This is a genomic window from Halochromatium sp. (assembly GCF_046541315.1).
In the GTDB taxonomy this organism is placed as follows: domain Bacteria; phylum Pseudomonadota; class Gammaproteobacteria; order Chromatiales; family Chromatiaceae; genus Lamprobacter.
The window spans coordinates 1-18,035 of sequence record NZ_JBKHDN010000034.1; the positions used below are offsets into that span (position 1 = coordinate 1).

15 protein-coding genes are annotated in these 18,035 nt (G+C 64.7%); 8 read left to right on the forward strand and 7 right to left on the reverse strand.

Features of this window, described 5'->3' with window-relative positions; all coding sequences use genetic code 11:
* The first annotated feature begins 930 nt into the window (after positions 1-930).
* The 3 genes from ACLFQI_RS04135 to ACLFQI_RS04145 all read left to right on the forward strand — a co-directional run bounded on the left by ACLFQI_RS04135 (position 931) and on the right by ACLFQI_RS04145 (position 3,287).
* Positions 931-1,782: a Fic family protein gene (locus ACLFQI_RS04135; RefSeq protein WP_410757603.1), complete on the forward strand. Its 852-nt coding sequence runs from the start codon at positions 931-933 to the stop codon at positions 1,780-1,782.
* A 287-nt stretch (positions 1,783-2,069) separates the two neighbouring features.
* The gene (locus ACLFQI_RS04140; protein ID WP_410757604.1) at positions 2,070-2,534 is read left to right on the forward strand and encodes an Lrp/AsnC family transcriptional regulator; all 465 of its coding nucleotides are present in this window, start codon (positions 2,070-2,072) and stop codon (positions 2,532-2,534) included.
* Positions 2,535-2,555: 21 nt separating this feature from the next.
* Positions 2,556-3,287, forward strand: coding sequence for a PP2C family protein-serine/threonine phosphatase (locus ACLFQI_RS04145; RefSeq protein WP_410757625.1), 732 nt, complete (start codon positions 2,556-2,558; stop codon positions 3,285-3,287).
* A gap of 21 nt (positions 3,288-3,308) precedes the next feature.
* Here the strand turns inward: ACLFQI_RS04145 and ACLFQI_RS04150 are convergent, their stop codons facing one another.
* The 3 genes from ACLFQI_RS04150 to phaE form a co-directional block, all read right to left on the reverse strand.
* Entirely contained in the window at positions 3,309-4,904 is a 1,596-nt protein-coding gene (locus ACLFQI_RS04150) for a PAS domain-containing methyl-accepting chemotaxis protein (RefSeq protein ID WP_410757606.1), read from the reverse strand.
* Positions 4,905-5,180: 276 nt separating this feature from the next.
* Complete coding sequence (locus ACLFQI_RS04155; RefSeq protein ID WP_410757608.1) at positions 5,181-6,245, reverse strand: class III poly(R)-hydroxyalkanoic acid synthase subunit PhaC; 1,065 nt, start codon at positions 6,243-6,245, stop codon at positions 5,181-5,183.
* Positions 6,246-6,504: 259 nt separating this feature from the next.
* Positions 6,505-7,725: a class III poly(R)-hydroxyalkanoic acid synthase subunit PhaE gene (phaE, locus tag ACLFQI_RS04160; protein WP_410757609.1), complete on the reverse strand. Its 1,221-nt coding sequence runs from the start codon at positions 7,723-7,725 to the stop codon at positions 6,505-6,507.
* A 295-nt stretch (positions 7,726-8,020) separates the two neighbouring features.
* Between phaE and ACLFQI_RS04165 the strand changes: the two genes are divergently transcribed.
* Together ACLFQI_RS04165 and phaR are read left to right on the forward strand one after the other, a co-directional pair.
* On the forward strand, positions 8,021-9,205 hold the full coding sequence (locus tag ACLFQI_RS04165; RefSeq protein WP_410757610.1) for an acetyl-CoA C-acetyltransferase: 1,185 nt from the start codon (positions 8,021-8,023) through the stop codon (positions 9,203-9,205).
* A gap of 140 nt (positions 9,206-9,345) precedes the next feature.
* Entirely contained in the window at positions 9,346-9,825 is a 480-nt protein-coding gene (gene phaR / locus ACLFQI_RS04170) for a polyhydroxyalkanoate synthesis repressor PhaR (protein WP_410757612.1), read from the forward strand.
* An 80-nt stretch (positions 9,826-9,905) separates the two neighbouring features.
* Here phaR and ACLFQI_RS04175 read toward each other — a convergent pair whose 3' ends face one another.
* The 3 genes from ACLFQI_RS04175 to ACLFQI_RS04185 all read right to left on the reverse strand — a co-directional run bounded on the left by ACLFQI_RS04175 (position 9,906) and on the right by ACLFQI_RS04185 (position 14,431).
* A complete protein-coding gene (locus ACLFQI_RS04175; RefSeq protein WP_410757614.1) occupies positions 9,906-12,158 on the reverse strand; it encodes a nitric oxide reductase activation protein NorD in 2,253 nt (750 codons plus the stop codon).
* A 6-nt stretch (positions 12,159-12,164) separates the two neighbouring features.
* Complete coding sequence (locus ACLFQI_RS04180) at positions 12,165-12,974, reverse strand: CbbQ/NirQ/NorQ/GpvN family protein (protein WP_410757616.1); 810 nt, start codon at positions 12,972-12,974, stop codon at positions 12,165-12,167.
* Positions 12,975-13,039: 65 nt separating this feature from the next.
* Entirely contained in the window at positions 13,040-14,431 is a 1,392-nt protein-coding gene (locus ACLFQI_RS04185; protein WP_410757617.1) for a ribulose-bisphosphate carboxylase, read from the reverse strand.
* 448 nt (positions 14,432-14,879) lie between these two features.
* Between ACLFQI_RS04185 and ACLFQI_RS04190 the strand changes: the two genes are divergently transcribed.
* Entirely contained in the window at positions 14,880-15,251 is a 372-nt protein-coding gene (locus ACLFQI_RS04190; RefSeq protein ID WP_410757619.1) for a phasin family protein, read from the forward strand.
* A gap of 111 nt (positions 15,252-15,362) precedes the next feature.
* Positions 15,363-16,154 (forward strand): acetoacetyl-CoA reductase, encoded by a 792-nt coding sequence (gene phbB / locus ACLFQI_RS04195; RefSeq protein ID WP_410757621.1) that lies wholly within the window; start codon positions 15,363-15,365, stop codon positions 16,152-16,154.
* Positions 16,155-16,434: 280 nt separating this feature from the next.
* Here the strand turns inward: phbB and ACLFQI_RS04200 are convergent, their stop codons facing one another.
* Positions 16,435-17,151 (reverse strand): SDR family oxidoreductase, encoded by a 717-nt coding sequence (locus tag ACLFQI_RS04200; protein WP_410757622.1) that lies wholly within the window; start codon positions 17,149-17,151, stop codon positions 16,435-16,437.
* 194 nt (positions 17,152-17,345) lie between these two features.
* On the opposite strand from ACLFQI_RS04200, the gene ACLFQI_RS04205 reads away from it, so the two are divergent.
* Positions 17,346-17,687 carry a prepilin-type N-terminal cleavage/methylation domain-containing protein gene (locus ACLFQI_RS04205; protein ID WP_410757624.1) on the forward strand — a complete coding sequence of 114 codons (342 nt, stop codon included), beginning with the start codon at positions 17,346-17,348 and terminating at the stop codon, positions 17,685-17,687.
* The last annotated feature ends 348 nt before the right edge of the window (positions 17,688-18,035 follow it).

Below are 18,035 nucleotides of genomic sequence, written 5' to 3' on the forward strand. Positions count from 1 at the left end.
TGACGTGATGGGCGGGCATGTTGATTCTCCTTCCGCATCTAGATCGGGGCTCTGAGGGTCGCGAGTACGATATGGCCGCTCGACCTGATTGCCGGACAACAAGGACCCAAAAGCCCAGATTCCATGGGGTGTTCGTGTCCGCGCGTCAGGGCGAATGGCTATAAGGTGAGTGGTTACCGGGCTCGATCAGTCGGTCGGGTTGCGACGGTTGATCAGACACCTGGATCGAGGGTTGCCGATCAGAGGCTTCCGGTACCTGTCCGTGAACCCTGCCTTGTGGGCTGGTTCTTCGGATCACTTGACTGCCAGCTCGTGGCCGACGGTTGATAGAATGCGCTAACGGGCTTGATAGATGCTTGCGATCTTGTCGTTCTTGCGCGCAAGATTAGCAATCTGATGTCGCTCAAAGCGGTTTTCCTGCAATAATCGCGCAATCAGTATCCAGGCATCGTTGATCGGAATATGAGCGGCCGTGGCGAGCGACCTCGTCTAGACTCGCAATAGTGCCGTCGTTTCGAGGCTGCGGGAGGATTGATGCTGAATGCCCATGATCCGGCGAGCGAGCACGAAGGACGCGCCGCCGTTTGTCACACCGAGGAACGCTCTAAGGATGTGATGGCTGCGCTCAAACTGGGGTGCCAGGTGATCCCGATCTGATCCTTCGGGCGTATCGGCGTGGGGAGTAAGTCCAGTGCGCGTGGTCGTGGACACCAGCGTCAGTGTGGCGGGACTGCGGAGCCGCAATGGAGCGAGCTTTCAGATTCTTGCCGTGCTGCCAGAACGTCGGTTTACGCCCTTGATTTCGGTGCCTCTGATTATCGGTCGTGGTCGAGGAGGTTCGCGCCAAACAGCGCTTGGTCGAGGTCACGGACTGGCAGGAGCGCACCATCTGAGCGCGGTCGTAACTTTCAAGCAACGCAGTATATGAGCATGCCTTTGCCGAAGCTTGCGCCCCTCGCAGGTCTGGACCCAGATCTCCAGCGTTCGCTGCTGGCCCAGGTGCGGGATCTCTGGACCCATGGCTCCACGGCGCTGGAAGGTAACACCCTGACCCTCGGCGAGACCAAGTTCGTCATTGAGGAGGGGCTCACGGTCTCCGGCAAGCCGCTGAAGGATCACGAAGAGGTGGTTGGCCACGCCCGCGCGATCGAGCTGCTGTACGGACTACTCAATGACTGGCCGGCGCGGCCGGTGACGCCAGCGCAGCTCTTCGATCTGCATCGCGCGGTGCAGACGCGCGTCGTCACCGACATCTACAAGCCGATCGGTGCCTGGAAGCTCGAGCCTAACGGAACCTACGCAGTGACTGAGGATGGTCGGCAGACCTTCATCGAATACGCGGCTCCGGCTGACGTGCCGGCGTTGATGGACGCTTGGCTCGCGGAGCTGAATCGCCTGGGGGCGGCGCCGCTGGACGAAGAGGCAGCACTGATCGCTTACGCGAGGCTGCATCTCGGTTTCGTGCACATCCATCCGTTCTGGGACGGCAATGGGCGCCTGGCGCGGTTGCTCGCCAACTTACCCCTGTTGCGGTCCGGGCATCTGCCGGTGGTGATCGATGTCCGCGAGCGTAGGCGGTATATCGATACCCTGGCCGATTATCAGCTTGGCGTCGGGCCGCTGACACCGGCAACAGGTGTCTGGCCAAGGCCGGAGCTTGAGACGGCCTTCATCGCGCTCTGCCGCGATGCCTACGCGACCACCCAGGCACTCATCGCTGGCGCCTGGGAGCAACAGGCCGCGCGTCGGGCGCGTGCTGACGACCCTAGCCGGGGGGCCTGAGGTGGTGTTGCGCTTGATCCAGGTCTGTGAGCAGCAGCGCGACTATGGCTCCGCAGCTGGGTACTTAAGGGCTGCGCTAAGGCGCTTGCCGGAGCATGCGGCGCTCGCCGAGAAGCGCGCGCTACCAAGCGCTAGGTGCCTGATAGACGGAGCGCTCGTTGTTCAATCTGATGGGCTCGATCTGATGAGCAGGTATTATCGAGCGAAGACCCCGGCACAGGATTGGCCTATGCCCATGAGTCGATGCGCATCCCTGATCTATTTCCTCCGTCAAGCGCTCAATCGACATGACACTCGACCGCTACGACCACCGCATCCTCGAGATCCTGCAAGCCGATGGGCGCATCAGCAATCAGGAGCTGGCCGATCGCATCGGCCTGTCGCCGTCGCCCTGTCTGCGGCGGGTGCGGGCATTGGAGGAGGCCGGCATCATCGCCGGTTATCGGGCGATGGTCGACGCCAAGAAGCTCGGGTTGACGCTGATCGCCTTCATCAGCATCTCGATGGATCGGCATACGCCGGAGCGCTTTGAGAACTTCGACGCCACGGTCTCGGCGCTGCCGGAGGTGCTCGAGTGCTCGCTGATCACCGGTCGCGATGCCGATTATCAGCTCAAGGTGATCGTGCGTGACATGGAGGCCTACCAGGATCTCCTGCTGCACAGGATCACCCGCATCGAAGGCGTCTCCGGCGTCCATTCGAGCTTTGTACTGCGCCAGGTCATCGAGCGGACCGCCTTACCATTGGACTGAGCAGAGCGCAGCCACGTGATCATGACAGCCTCCGATCCGCATCTGCTACAGCCGCCGGAGGTCGCCTGCCTCAGCGAGACCGGCCTTGTGCGCTCGCACAATGAGGATGCCTATGCCGCGCGGCCCGAGCTTGGTCTCTGGGTGGTGGCGGACGGCATGGGCGGTGTCGCCGGTGGCGAGGTGGCGAGCGCCATCGCCGTCGAGACCATCGTCGCTGAGGTGCGCCGAGGCGCCGCCCTGACCGAGGCGCTCGATGGCGCCCATCGGGCGATCTTGGATGCCGCAGCCGCGGGCCGGGGCAGCCCGGGGATGGGCACCACTGCGGTTGCGTTGCGCCTCGATCGCCACCGCTATGAGCTGGCCTGGGTGGGCGACAGCCGTGCTTACAGCCTCGACCAAGGCCAATCGCTGCGCCAGCGCACCCGCGATCATTCGGTCGTGCAGTCGCTCATCGATCAAGGCTCGCTGAGCCCGGAGCAGGCCGGCAGCCATCCTGATCGCCATCGGCTCACGCGCGCCTTGGGCGGATTCGCAACCCCGGCAATCGATGCCGATCATGTCAGCGGTGATTGGAGCCGGGGCGATTGGCTCCTGCTCTGCACCGATGGACTCAATGGGGAGCTGAGCGATGTTGAGATCGGCGGCCTGATCCAGGCTGCCAATGCGCCCGAGCCAGCCGCGCAGGCGCTGGTCGCGGCGGCGCTGGAGCGCGGCGGGCATGACAACCTGACGCTGATCCTGCTGAGGCGCTGAGCCGATGTCAGCCCCCTCGCCCTAAGGATGGGCGAAGCGGCAGGCGAGGCGAGCCGCGTGGTCGATGTGTTCGCTCAATTCGCTGACCCGCTTGCCGGCTTGCTCGGTGTAATCCTGGACCTGCTTGGCCAGCCGATCGATATTGTTGATGTTGAGGTTGATCTCCTCGGTGGTGGCGCTCTGCTGCTCGGTGGCGCTGGCGATCTGTAGGCTCATCTCCTGCATCGAGGCGACGGCGGCGCGGATCGCTTCCAGCGCGTTATGGGACTCATCGGCCAGGGTCAGGCTGTGCGCGGCGCGCTCGCTGCTTTCGCCCATGGCGACGACGGCCCGATGCGTGCCTGCCTGCAGCGAGTCGGTGATGGTCTTGATCTCGTCGGTGGCGACCGAGGTCCGGTCGGCGAGCACGCGCACCTCCTCGGCGACCACCGAGAAGCCGCGCCCGGCCTCGCCGGCGCGTGCCGCCTCGATGGTGGCGTTGAGGGCGAGCAGATGGGTCTGTTCGGTGATCTCTTGGATCAGATCGAGGGCGGCACCGATGCGCTTGGCCTCCTCGGCGACTTGATGGGTCACCTGCGAGGAGCCCTGGATGCGTTCGACCAGCGCGCGCACGGCCTCGGTGCTCTGCTGAACGGTGTCCATGCCGCGATCGGCTTGCTCGCGCACCTGCTCGCTGATCTGAGCGCCAACCGAGGCATTGCGCGCGATCTCCTGCACGCTTTGCGCCATCTCCTCCATGGCGGCGGCGACTTGGAGTGTTTCCTCGGTTTGCTGCTGGGCCTGGGCGCGGCTCTCGGCGACCGCCTCGCCGGCCTGACCGCTGACCTGCTGGAGGTAATCGGTGACGTTCGCAAGCCGCTTGGGCACCGCCGACATCTCGGTGCGCAGTTTCAGCGTGGCCAGTTGCAGGTGGGCGATCTCGTCGTTGCGATCGCTGTAGATCCGCTCGGCCAGCGGATCGTCGATCAGCTGTTGCGCCGCGCTCACCGTGGCCGCGAGTGCTCGCCACAGGCGCAGCAAGCCATAGGCACTCAACGCCGCAGCGACGATGCTGAGCGCTGCCAGCACAAGGGGCGGGAGGCCGGCAAGCGCGGCGAGGCTGGCCACCAAGGGGGCCGGTAGCAGCAGCGCCAGCAGTCGTCCGCGCAGACCGAAGGAGGGGCGCGTCTCGGGCATTGGAGGCAATTCGCCTTGGTCCGGCTCGGTGGCGCGCAGCTGGGCGTAGATGGCCGTGGCGCGTTCCACCGCCATCTCGCTCGGCGGGGCCAGGCGCACGGACTGGATCTCGACGATCTCGCCATGCTCGTTGAGGATTGGCGTCGCGTAGGCGTGCACCCAATAATAGTCGCCATTCTTGCAGCGGTTCTTGACCATGCCCATCCATGAGCGCCCCGCGCGCAGGCAGGACCACATCTGCTGATAGGCCGTGCGCGGCATATCCGGATGGCGCATGATGTTGTGCGCCTGTCCAAGCAACTCGGTCCGGCTGTAGCCGCTGATCCGCTCGAATTCCTCGTTGATGTAGGTGATCCGGCCCTTGGGATCGGTGGTCGAGAGGATGGTCGCATCGGCTGGAACCGGGACGCGGTGCTGGGTGACGGGCTTGTTGATGCGCATGGCGATGTCCGGTGTGGGTGAATGTCTGCCGCGCGCCCTTGCTTGGATCGCCCAAGCGCACCCACGAAAGGCTCAGTTAGCCTTGGCGATTGTCCAGACTTGTGCGATCCGGACACCAGGATGCCTCCGGATAGCCGCAATAGGGGCATCCACCATCTCGATTCGCGGTGGCGGAACGATCCTTCGGCATTGGCGGGGATTATCCACCAATTCCCCGGCTGATTGCACCGGGATTCTCCGCGTCTCGCGCCCTCTATGGCTCCCTGAGGATCGATCTCAGCGCGCGTTCAACCACTCCCCGATCGCCGGGGTGACCTCTTTCTGCGCCTTGCCGCTGACATAGATGCCGATGTGGCCGCCGGGGAAGGCAAGCTCGGTGTAGTCCTCGCTGCCGGTGAGGCCGTTGAGCGCCTTGGAGGCATCCGGTGGCACCAGATGGTCTTGCAGCGCGTAGATATTGAGCACCGGGCAGCGGATCTGCTTGAGATCCACCGGACGCTCGCCGACCCGGGCGGTGCCGTTGATGAAGGCGTTCTGCTGGTAGAAGTCCTTGATGAACTGACGGAAGGTCTCGCCGGCCTGGTCCGGGCTGTCGAAGATCCATTGCTCCATGCGCAGGAAGTTCTTCGCCTTCTCCGGCTTGTCGAGCATGTCGACCATGTTGATGTATTTCTGGCCGGTGAGGCTGAACGGCTTCAGTGACAGGAAGCTCCAGTTCAATAACTCGCCGGGAATATTGCCCATGGTGTCGACGGCGAGATCGACATCGACATGCTGCACCCAGGCCGACAGCATGTTGTCCGGGGTCTTGAAGTCGACCGGGGTGACCATCGTCACCAGGTTGCGCACCTTGTCCGGATGCAGCGCCGAGTACATCAGGCTGAAGCTGCCGCCCTGGCAGATGCCGAGGAGGTTGACCTTGTCGACGCCGTGGGTGCGGCGGATATGGTCGACGCAGCGGTCGATGTAGCCGTTGATGTAGTCGTCGAGGGTCAGCGAGCGGTCGGCCTGGTCCGGATAGCCCCAGTCGATCAGGTAGACGTCCTGGCCGGTGGCGAGCAGGCCCTTGATGGTCGAGCGGTCTTCCTGGATGTCGGTCATGTAGGGCCGGTTGACCAGCGCGTAGACCACCAGCAGCGGGATCGCCTGCTGGGCGACGTCGGCCGGGCGCTGGTAGCGGTAGAGCACCAGCTTGTCCTCGCGGTAGACCGCGTCCTTGGGGCTGACGCCGCTGTCGATGTCACCGGCGTCGAGCAGGTTCTGCATGCCCTGACCGAGCTTGCGGCTGTAGTCGAGCATCTCCTCGCCGAGCTTGTCGGGGCGGATATCGATGGGAAACATGCGGCGGCGCTCCTGTGTCGATGGCTGGTGCGGATCCGTCTTGGCGGTGTCCGTGGTGTTGTTGGGAGTTGGGTCGGGGACGGCGCGGCGGTTTGGCGCGAGGCGCTGCAGCGCGTGACGGGCGCGGCGAGCGGTCGGGTCATCGCCCGGCCCCTGTTGCCCCTGTTGCCACTGTTGCCACTGTTGTCCGGGTTGCCCGGGTTGCCCGGGTTGCTGGGTGGCGGGCTGCTGGTCGGTTGGCCTCTGCCGCATGCGCTGATCAGCTGCCGCTGGATTTGGCGCTCGGCTTGGCGGCGGTCTTCTTGCGGGTGCCGGTCTTCTTCGTCGTGCCGGTGGTCGACGTCCCAGTGGTCGACGTCCCGGCGGTCGTCGAATCGGCGCTCGCATGGCTGGCGCTCGCAGGGCTGGTGCTGGCGCTGGCATTGCCGCCAGTCGGCGCACCCGCCGATGCGCCTGCAGGCAGGGTGGCGAGCCGGCGCTGGATCTGGTCGAGTTCCTGGCGCAACCGCTTGTTCTCGCGCCGCGTTTCCTGCACGCGATCCTGTAGGGTGCGCAGCTCGCCGCGAGTCGGCATGTTCATTGCCCCGAGCGATTCGTCGACCAGCGCCGAGAGCCGCTGCTTGAGCGCCATCTGGGCGTTGATCAGGTGGCCGTGAACGCGCGAATACTCGGGCGTCAAGACCTCTTCGGCATAGACCGCCTCGCAGCAGTTCACCCAGGTGTCATAGAGGCCACGGGCGGAGTCGATGGTCTCGCCGGCCTCGGATTTCTGCTGCAACAGATCGCGCAGCCGGTGCAGGGCCTTGATGCCGAGCTGATTGAAGAAGCCGCTGTAGTCCTGAAAGGCACGCTGGTAGTCGAGGCCGGCGCGCATCAGGTCTTGGTACTGGGCCTGCTCCTCGCGCGTGTAGCCGAGGCCGGGCGCCGAGAGCATCTGCTCCAGGCCCTCTTGCAGCGGCCCGCGCATCATCCCGTGCGGCATGTTGCGCAGCAGGTCGCCGGGCATCGTCGGCGAGAGCGACGACATCATCCGCTGCCAGTTGTCGAGCGGCATCTCCCAGAAGCCGAGCATGCGACGCAGGTTTTCGTCTTGCTCGGCGCCGACCCCGCTGAAGCCCTTTTGCATCTCCTCGATGGTCCGATTCAGCCAGTCCCAGGCGCGGCTAGCGTCACCGTCTTGGCTGCCCGGGCCGAACCCGGCGTCGCCGAGGCCCTTGGTGAACTGCTCGGCGAGGCTAAAGTAGGCCTGACCCTGGTCCATCAACCGCTGCATGAAATCGCGCGCTGGATTATTGGCTGCCGGGGCGAGCGCCTTCCACCATTGCTCCATCGCCGCCAGCCAGGGCGCCGATGCGGCGCTGCCGCTCTGGGCTCGGCCGCTGTCCACGCCCATCGCCTGTCGGCCCATCCTGGCCAGTCCGTCCCAATAGTCGCGTTGCAGCTTGAGCCAGCTGTCGTCGAAGAAGATGTTTTGTGCCATGCTGCTTAACCCTGCCAGGGTCTCCTCGGATCGTGTGCGGACGAAGCTAGCACGGAAGTTTGTGCACTGCAACAAAAGGCCGTAGACTCAGCGCCGCGCGTGGTTATCCGTCTATCCGGACCCGGTCAGGCTTGCGCAATTCCTGCACATCACTAACGATACACCGCGAACGAACGCATTAGGCTGCTTGGCGCGGGGCATGATCCGTGACCCGAACGATGCAACCTGGAACCTCAGGGTGCCTGCCCGATGAGCCTGATCTTTACCTTGAGCCTTATCCGAAGGAGAACCTCCCATGCCAGACAATGTCGTGATCGTCGCCGCCGTGCGCACCCCGGTCGGAAACTTCGGCGGCAGCCTGGCCTCGCTGCCGGCGACGGCGCTTGGCGCCACCGTGGTCAAGGCACTGCTGGAAAAGACCGGACTCGACCCGGAGCAGGTCGATGAGGTCATCTTGGGGCAGGTGCTGGCGGCGGGCGTCGGTCAGAACCCGGCGCGCCAGACCGCGCTCAACGCCGGCCTGCCGCACCAGGTGCCGGCGATGACCATCAACAAGGTGTGCGGCAGCGGGCTCAAGGCGGTGCATCTGGCGATGCAGGCGGTGGCGCTCGGCGAGGCCGAGGTGGTGATCGCCGGCGGTCAGGAGAGCATGAGCCAGTCCGCGCACGTGGTGCCCGGCTCGCGCCAGGGCCAGCGCATGGGCGACTGGCCGATGGTCGATACCATGCTCAGCGATGGCCTGATGGATGCCTTCAACCAGTGCCACATGGGCGTTACCGCCGAGAACATCGCCAAGCAGTACGGTTTTTCGCGCGAGTTGCAGGATCGGTTCGCGGCCGCCTCGCAGCAGAAGACCGAGCAGGCGCAGGCGGCCAATCGCTTCGCCGACGAGATCGTGCCGGTCACGGTGCCGCAGCGCAAGGGCGATCCGGTGATCTTCGCTCGCGACGAGTTCCCGCGCGCGGGCGCAAGCGCCGAGGCGTTGGGCAAATTGCGCCCGGCCTTCGACAAGGACGGCACGGTGACGGCGGGGAATGCCTCCGGCATCAACGATGGCGCCGCCGCCGTGCTGGTGATGAGCGAATCGAAGGCGAAGGCGCTTGGGCTGACGCCGCTGGCGCGGATCGTCGCCTTCGCCAGCGCCGGCGTCGATCCGGCGATCATGGGCACCGGCCCGATCCCGGCCTCGACCCAGTGCCTGGAGAAGGCCGGCTGGACCGCCGCCGAGCTGGATCTGATCGAGGCCAACGAGGCCTTCGCCGCGCAGGCGCTCGCGGTCAATCAGGAGATGGGCTGGGACGCGGACAAGGTCAATGTCAACGGCGGCGCGATCGCGATCGGCCATCCGATCGGCGCCTCCGGCGCCCGCGTGCTGGTGACCCTGCTGCACGAGATGCAGCGGCGTGACGCGAAAAAGGGCCTGGCGACGCTCTGCATCGGCGGCGGTCAGGGCGTGGCCTTGGCGGTGGCGCGCGACTGAGTCGACGAGCCGGCAGCGATCCTAGCGTGCCCATGATGGCGGTCTGGAACGCGCCGGCTGTTGATCCCACACAGTTCGCAGGCCTTCGAGCTGGGCTAGACTGACCGATCCTCCAGTGACAGCGCAGCTCAGGGATCGCCATGACCGCCGAGCGCATCATCAAGAAATATCCCAACCGGCGGCTCTACGATACCGAGTTGAGCCGCTATATCACGTTGGCGAACGTGCGCGCGCTGGTGATGCAGGGAACGCCGTTTCGGGTCTTGGATACCGCCAACGATGCCGATCTCACGCGCTCGATCCTCTTGCAGATCATGCTCGAGGAAGAGACCGGCGGCGAGCCGCTGTTCAGCGCCAACATGCTGGCGCAGATCATCCGCTTCTATGGCGGCACCATGCAGGGGATGTTCGCCCATTACCTGGAGCAATCGCTCGAGGCCTTCGCCCGCCAGCAACAGCACCTGGCCGAGGATCTGGGCACCAAGCCGTTCGAACTCATCGGCCGCATGACCGAGCGCAACCTCGAACTCTGGGCCAATGCGCAGAAGGAGTTCCTGCGCGCGGCGGGATTCGACGACGGCAAGCCGCGCGAGGATGCCGATTCTTCCGAGCCGCGCTAGCAAGCCCCCTGAGATCCAAATCGCAGCGGCTGTTTTCGTGCCCGAATGGCCTTGGGCGTTCGGAGGCCGCGAGACAGCGTCTACCGCGTCAAACTCATGAACAGCTGAGGCAGGCGCTCGGGCAGACGCTCGACGCAGTCGATGACGCTGTAGTGACGGCCGAAGATGGTGCCGACGTAATCGTCGGCGCAGGGGTCGAGATTGATGCAGTAGCTGTAGACGCCGGCGGCGCTCAGCTCTTGCACGGCCTTGCGGGCGTCTTCGATCAAGCGCTGCGGATCGCTCTCGTCGATATCCGCCGGTTCGCCGTCGCTTAAGATCAACAGCAGCTTCTTCTCCGCCGTGCGCCGCGCCAGGCCGTGCCCGGCATGGCGCAGGGCCGCGCCCATGCGCGTCGACCAGCCCGCCTGCATGGCCGCCAGCCGCGCCTTGACAGCCGCGCCCCAGGGCTCGCTGAAGCCCTTGATGTGCAGATAGCGCACCTCGTGGCGGCTGTTGGAGGAGAAGCCGCCGATGGCGAATTCGTCGCCCAGGGCCTCGATGGCCCAGCCGAGCAGGGCGACGGCGGCCTGGCTCAGTTCGAGGATGCTCTGCGAGCAGCCCTCGGGGGTTTCCTTGAGCGACTCCGACAGATCGAGCAGGAGGGTGACCGCGATATCGCGGCCATCGGTGCGGTGACTCATGTTGATGCGCGGGTCGGGCTGGCTGCCGGCGCGCAGGTCGGTCAGGGCGCGGATGGCGAGATCCAGATCCAGCTCGCTGCCGTCTTCCTGGTAACGCTCGCGCACCGCGAACTGCGGCTTGAGCCGTTCGAGGAGCTGGTGCAGACGCTTGGCCAGGCCGGCATGGCGGGCGAGCAGCCGGTCGATGAAGGCGGCGTCGGCGGACGGATGCAGACCCTCGTAGAGGCTGACCCAATCCGGCCGGTAATGCTTGCCCTGATAATCCCATTCCGGGTAATGCCGGGGCGGCAGCCGTTCCGGCTCTTCCGCGCGGCGACGCGGCGGCTCGGCGAAGGACTCCTCCTCGTCGCCGGCTTCGATGTAGCGCCAAAGGTGGCGGTTGTCGTCGCGATAATCGACCTCGGTGTCGGTGAAGAAGACCTGGGCCGAGAGGTCGGACTGGCGGCGGGTGCGGGCGATATAGGCGACGGCGAGCGCGGCGGCGTCCTCGGTGTTGTGGCCTGGCTGCGCCATGAGGGCGTGGAAACGCGCGACGAAGTCCAACAGGTCCGGGTTGCGATAGCCGTGGTCCGGGTCCAGCACCGCGCGCGAGAACAGCGCCAGGCGATGGCGAATGCAGGAGTGTTGCTGCGGATCGCAGGCATCCTCGGCGGGTTGCGGATGCAAGGCCAGCCACAGGGGGCGCAGGCCGGGATACTGCTGGAGGGCCAGGTGCTCGACCCGGCAGTCCTCGAACAGGTCGATGGCGAGGCGCTGAAACGGGCTGTAGTTGTCGGCGACGATCGAGCCGCTCCAACGCCGGTGCGCGGCGATGTGGGCGAGCAGGGCGCGATAGCGGTCGAGCCCGCTGACGCCGGCGCGGTCATCGTAGGCATCCGGCAGGCGGATGCCGAGCGCGTCGTAATAGGGCGTCGGCTTGCGCAGCTGATCGAAGGCCGAGGAGTAGGGGATGAAGAGGTCCGGCTCTTGCCACAGGGCGCGGAAATACAGTTCGAGCGAGCGTTCGTGATCGGCGAGCAGGGTGCCGTGGCGCTCGCGCTGGAGGACCGCGCGGCTGTCGGCCGATTGCAGGCTGAAGTAGTCCTTTTGCCGCTCGGGGTGAGCGAGAAAATGCTTCAGTCCGTTGTCGATCCAATGGCGCAGGCCGGTCAGCGACAACTCGCCGAGCAGTTGCGGCAAGCGTTCGAGCAACAGCGGCAGGCTCGGGCTCGGCAGGGTCGCGGACTGGTTGCCGTGGATCGAGGAGCTGGTGCGGCGGGCGAAGTCCATCAGCAGGTCGATGGTGCGCTCGAACAGCTCGTAGCTACCGAGTCGGGCGGTGACGCCAGCGATGCTCTGCATGAACACCGGAATGGCGCCGCCGTTGGGGGTGCGCGAGAGGCGCCAGACGCTGCGTGAGACCAGTTCCAGGCTGTCCTCGCCGAGGCGCTCGGCGATGCGCGGCATCTCTTGCAGGTAGATCAACACCGGCTCGACGCCGCGCCCGATCATGCACACCAGGGAGGCGCCGTCGAGATAGTCCGCCAGGCCCTGTTGCGAGAGCCGCGCCTCGGCGTCGCGCAGGCAGTCGGCGAGGATCGGCTCGATCTGCGGGAAATTGCACGCCAGCCGCGCGCGATAGGCCGGCAGGCGGTCGTCGAAGCCGGTCATCCCGGATCAATCGGTGCCGAACACGGCGTCGATGGCGTGATAGAGGGTGTCGCGGATCTCGGCATCGTCGGTGATGGGGTCGACCAGGGCCATGCGGCAGGCGAGGCGCGGCGCGATCGCACGGCCGATGAGGCGGGCGGCATAGACCAGCAGCCGGGTCGAGACGCCCTCGTCGAGACCATGCCCCTTGAGGTTACGCGCCGCCTCGGCGATCTTCACCAAGCGCGCCGCCTGCTCGCCGGCGATGCCGGTCTCGCGGGCGATGATGGCGGCCTCGGTGTCGCTGTCGGCATAGTCGAAGTGCAGCGCGGTAAAGCGCTGCTTGGTCGACTGCTTGAGATCCTTCATCAACGACTGATAGCCGGGATTGTAGGAGATCACCAGCTGGAAGTCCGCATGCGCCTGGACCAACTCGCCCTTCTTGTCCAGCGGCAGGGTGCGGCGGTGGTCGGTCAGCGGATGGATCACCACCGTGGTGTCCTGGCGCGCCTCGACGATCTCGTCGAGATAGCAGATGGCGCCGATGCGCGCGGCCGTCGTCAAGGGGCCGTCGAGCCAGCGCGTGCCGCCGACGTCGAGCAGGTAGCGCCCGATCAGGTCGGACGCGGTCATGTCCTCGTTGCAGGCGACGGTGATCAGCGGGCGTCCCAGCGTCCAGGCCATGTATTCGACGAAGCGGGATTTGCCGCAACCGGTCGGACCCTTGATCATCACCGGCAGACGCTCGTCCCAGGCCGCCCGGTACAGCTGCACCTCGTCGTGCAGTGGTTGGTAGAAGGGTTCCTGCTGGATGAGGTACTGGTCGTGCTCGCTCATCGTCACCGCCGTGTCGCTGGTCACAAATACCCCCGCTGGAACGGGGGCGTCGATGCGGTCGCCGCTTACTTGTGGGCCGAGGCGCCGAGCTTGTCGCGCCAGCCGGGATAGATCTCGTCGGCATCTTGCGGGAAGGACGCGAAGGCGCGGGCGAATTCCTTGTGCTCACGCGCCCATTCGATCGGGTCGGCGCCGGCCTTCCAGCATTCGTAGGCCTGACGCAGCGAGAGCGCGCCGGCGGCCGGGCTGTCGATGTGGCCGTAGGAGCCGCCGCCGGCGGTGTTGATCACGTTGCCGTGGCCGAGATTCTCGAAGAAGCCGGGCAGGCGCAGCGCGTTCATGCCGCCGGAGATGATCGGCGTGGTCGGCTTCATGCCGTACCATTCCTGATGGTAGGCAGGGCCTGTGTAGCTGTCGCGCTCGATGATGTAGGCGATGTTGCGATCATCCTTGCTGCCTTCCATCTTGCCGTAGCCCATGGTGCCGACGTGGATGCCGGAAGCGCCTTGCAGGCGCGCCATCTTGGCCAGCACATAGGCGCTGTAGCCGCGCTGGGAGTTGGGCGAGGTGACGGCGCCGTGACCGGCGCGGTGATAGTGCAGGTACTGACCGGGATACTGCCGGCGGGCGGTGGTCACCATGCCGGGGCCGCCGACATAGCCGTCGACCAGGAAGGCGACCTTGTCGGCGTCGGGGCCGAAGCTCTCGAGGATGAAGTCGGCGCGCGCGCACATCTCGAAGTGATCGTCGGCGGTGATGTTGGCCGAGAACAGCTTGGCCTCGCCGGTCTCGTCCATCGCCCGCTTCATCGCATCATAGACCAGCGGATAGACCTTCCTGGCCGGGCAGAACACCTGGTTGCCCTGCGGCTCGTCGTTCTTGATGAAGTCGCCGCCGAGCCAGAACTGATAGGCGGCGGCGGCGAACGGCTCCGGGCGCAGGCCGAGCTTGGGCTTGATGATGGTGCCGGCGATGTAGCCGCCGTCCTTGGTCGGCCGGCCGAGGATGCGCCACATGTCCGAGATGTCCTTGGCGGGGCCGTCGAACAGTTGGATCGCGCGCGGCGGCATGTAGAAGTCGTACATCTTGGCGTGCTGGATGTCGCCCATGCCCTGATTGTTGCCGATGGTCAGGGTCAGGAAGGACACCAGCATCATGCGGCCATCGGTCATGTTGCGATCGAACAGGTCGATCGGATAGGCGATGCGCATCTCCTCGGTGGCCTCGTCGATGAGGTAGACGATGGCGTCGAAATTCTTGGTGTAATCGTCGGTGGTGCAGACTTCCACATTGGTGCCGGTGGAGGACTCGGCAGCGAAGTGGGCGGCGGCTTCCAGGTAGCCATAGCCAGGCTGCGGCTTCATCTTATAGGCGCACAGGATGTGCTTGCCGCCGGCGATCAGATCGTCTTCGCGCAGGCTGAGATCGGCGTAACGGACGGATTGGTCGAGTGCCATCGGGGGTGTCTTCCTCAGTCTTGTCTTCGTGTTGGCCGCCGCCGCGGGTGACGGCGTGTGGCGGCTTAATCTTATTGTCATTGCCTCCGAGGCCAGCGCGCGGCGCATGGATCGCCTCTCCACGTCGGTCCATCAGCAATGGCGGCTAGGGTACGCCTGATGGCCCTACCGAACCCTTAAAAATGTTGATGCGATCCATCATCGAATCCCTATTGGTTGTGTGGATTACTCGGGTATGGCGTCGCCCCGGCGGCGTCTTGGCATGCTGCGGATGAGCGGGTTGTTGACATGACCCGCGGCAGGGCTGATCGAGCCTGAATCGAGCCTGAACCGAGGATGTTGCATGTTGCAGTGCAACATTTTTCTCTTGGGAGACCTTGACAGGAGTACGGGCCGATACTATTGTGCATTGCAACAAATGCTGCACTGCACAAACCGGAGCACCGCGATGACCCTGAACGACAACATGAAGACCCTGAACGACCTCACCAACAACAGCGTCGAGCGCATGACCGCGTTGGGCGAGTTGAACATGAAGGTCGCCGAGCGCATGGCGACCCGTCAGATGGATCTGTTCGGCCGCTGGATGGAGCAGGGCACCAAGCTGATGCGCGCGGCCACCGAGGCGCGTGGCTACAGCGATCTGTACAAGGCTCAGGTCGACATGACCAAGGACGCCAGCGAGCAGATGATGGCCGAGTCCAAGACCAACTTGCAGCTTGCCAACGAGACTCGCGACGAGTATCGCGCTTGGTTCGAGGCCACCATGGCCGAGATGCGCAAGGGCGGCGGCCTGGTCGAGGCGACCGCCAAGGCCTGAAGGGCGAGCCTTGGGATTGAGCTGCGGGCGCTGGGCGAACCCGATGCCTCGGACTCGCCCAGCACCGGTTTGGCTCCCGCATCGCTCGTCACAGACTCGGGAATGACGACTATGACTGATTCAAACACAGCGACCGCCGGACAGCCGGGTGCTGGCGCGGGGGCAGGCCGGGTGGCCTTGGTCACCGGCGGCATCGGCGGTATCGGCACCGCGATCTGCCGGCGCCTGGTGCAAGACGGCTGGCGCGTGGTGGCCAATCATCACCCGTCCGAGCGAGAGGCCGCGCAGGCCTGGCGCAACGATCTCGCCGGCGAGGGCCTGCGCGTCGACACCATCGCCGCCGATGTCTCCGATTTCGAGGATTGCGGGCGGATGATCGCGACCATCAAGGCCGATCAGGGACCGGTCTCGGCATTGATCAACTGTGCCGGCATCACCCGCGACAAGACCTTCAAGAAGATGGACGCGGCGCAGTGGCGCGCGGTCATCGAGGTCAATCTCGGCAGTGTCTTCAACGTCACCCGTCAGGTCTGGGAAGACATGCTCGAGGCCGGCTTCGGACGCGTGGTCAACATCTCCTCGGTGAACGGACAGCGCGGCCAGTTCGGTCAGGCCAACTATGCCGCCGCCAAGGCCGGCATGCACGGCATCACCATGACGCTGGCGCAAGAAGGCGCGGCGAAGGGCGTCACCGTGAACACGGTCTCGCCGGGCTATGTCGAAACGCCGATGACCCTGGCGATGCGCGATGACGTGCGCGAGGCCATCGTCGCTAGCGTGCCGATGCGTCGCATGGGCCGCCCGGACGAGATCGCGAGCGCGGTCGCGTTCCTGGTCGACGAGGCCAATGGCTATGTCACCGGCGCCAATCTGCCGGTCAATGGCGGCCTGTTCATGCATTGAGGCGATCGACGGAAATCGCCCAAGGCGCCGCCCGCTGCCCGATGATTGCCCGGAGCAACAGGCCCTCTCGCGCAACGACCGTTCAGGGATCGTCAGCGGCTGACCCTGCGCGCAGATCGGGAAGCCATCGATGGATGCCTGCGAACGCCTGCATGCGTTGACCCTTGACCAATCCTGACAGGCTGCAACCGTGGCCTGTCGACTCAGTGTCCTCCTCGTCTCTCTCTCAAGAGACAGTTCGGCCCGGCATTCCCCCTGCCGGGCCTTTTTTATCCGCGCATCACCAGGGAATCGGTTCGCCGTGACGGAAGAAGCCGCCGCTCGGGCCATCCGCCGGCAGGGTCGCGGCCCAGAGGATGCCCTTCACGCCCTCCTCGATGCTCAGATGCGCGTTCGCTCCGCCCATCTCGGTGCGCACCCAGCCGGGGCAGACCGAATTGATCTTGATGCCGCTGTCGGCGCCGAGTTCATCGGCGAAGATGCGCGTGACGGCGTTCATGGCGGTCTTCGATAGCCGATAGGCCGGGCAAAAGCCATTCATGTCGCTGAGCTGGCCCATGCCGGAGGCGATGTTGACGATGCGCCCTTCCTCGCCCATCAGCGGGATCAACAGTTGGCACAGGCGCAAGGCGGCGAGCGTATTGGTCTCGAAGGCGCGCCGGATTGGTTCGAGATCGGATCGCAGGATGCTCGACTGCGGATCGCCCGGTGGTGGATCGGGAAAGATGCCCGCGTTGTTGACCAGCACGTCCAGGCGCCCGAATTCCTGCTGAACGCGATCGCGCAGCCTGAGGCGGGAGGCCTCGTCAGTCACGTCCAGCAGATCGAAACTGACGGTCAGTCCTTCCTCGACCAGCGCATCGACGGCGGCCTGGCCTTCGGCTCTGCGTCGCGCGCTGAGCACGACCTGAAAGCCTCGCCGGCCGAGCTGGCGGCAGGTCTCGAGACCGAGGCCACGGTAGGCGCCGGTGACGATGGCGACGGGTTGATCGGGCATGGGGAGGTCCTCCGGAGTTGGGGCGGGTGGCGATCAGCGGCGATGATCACCCGGGATCCGCCGTTGGTGGCTGTGAAGCAATACCCTGACCGTGACTGCGTGCAAGGAATGCTTGCCGGCACTGCCCGGTAGAGCGCAATATCTTCTCTCTCCCCGAGAGTGCTCTGCATGCGTCCATCATAAAGAGGTGTCAGATGAAGAGAGATCAGGCTGGTTTCACCTTGATCGAACTGATGATCGTTGTGGCGATTATTGGCGTCCTGGCGATGATCGCGGTGCCTTCTTATCAAGCATTCCAAATAGCGTCCGCTGAAAAGGCCTGCTTGGCCGAGGCTGCTGCCTACGCGAAGTCAGAGCTTGCTAATAAAACGCTTGATTCTGATTATACGTTCAAGGCTCCTGAAATAAGCGCATGTAAAACAATTACTACTCCAACAGGTATCGGCGATGATGATGAGATTACTGCAGAACCTAAATCTCCTGGTGACTTGGATATAACTTGTAACATGGATACAGGTAACTGCTCATTAAATTAGATCAGCGGAGATGGCGGTATTGAAGAATGATGATAGCAGTAAACGGGAATCGTTGAAAATGAAAGATTGAGCGGCAGGCTGTTGAGAACAACGCCCCCGAGCAGTTGGGTCGGTCGCGCAAGACGAGAGAAGCCCCCTCAAGCAACATCCACCCGCCACAGATGCACCGCGCGTTGCGCCATGAACATCTGGCATTTCTGCAGGAAGGCGGGCGTCCATTCCGGTGCTATGCGCGCGATCGCGCGGGTCAAGCCATAGCCGCTGGTGGTATAGGTTGGCTTTTTTTCGTCGTAGTTCAGACGCTGTATAGGAAGCCACTCAAGCGACTTTGATTATTAGAACTGCAAT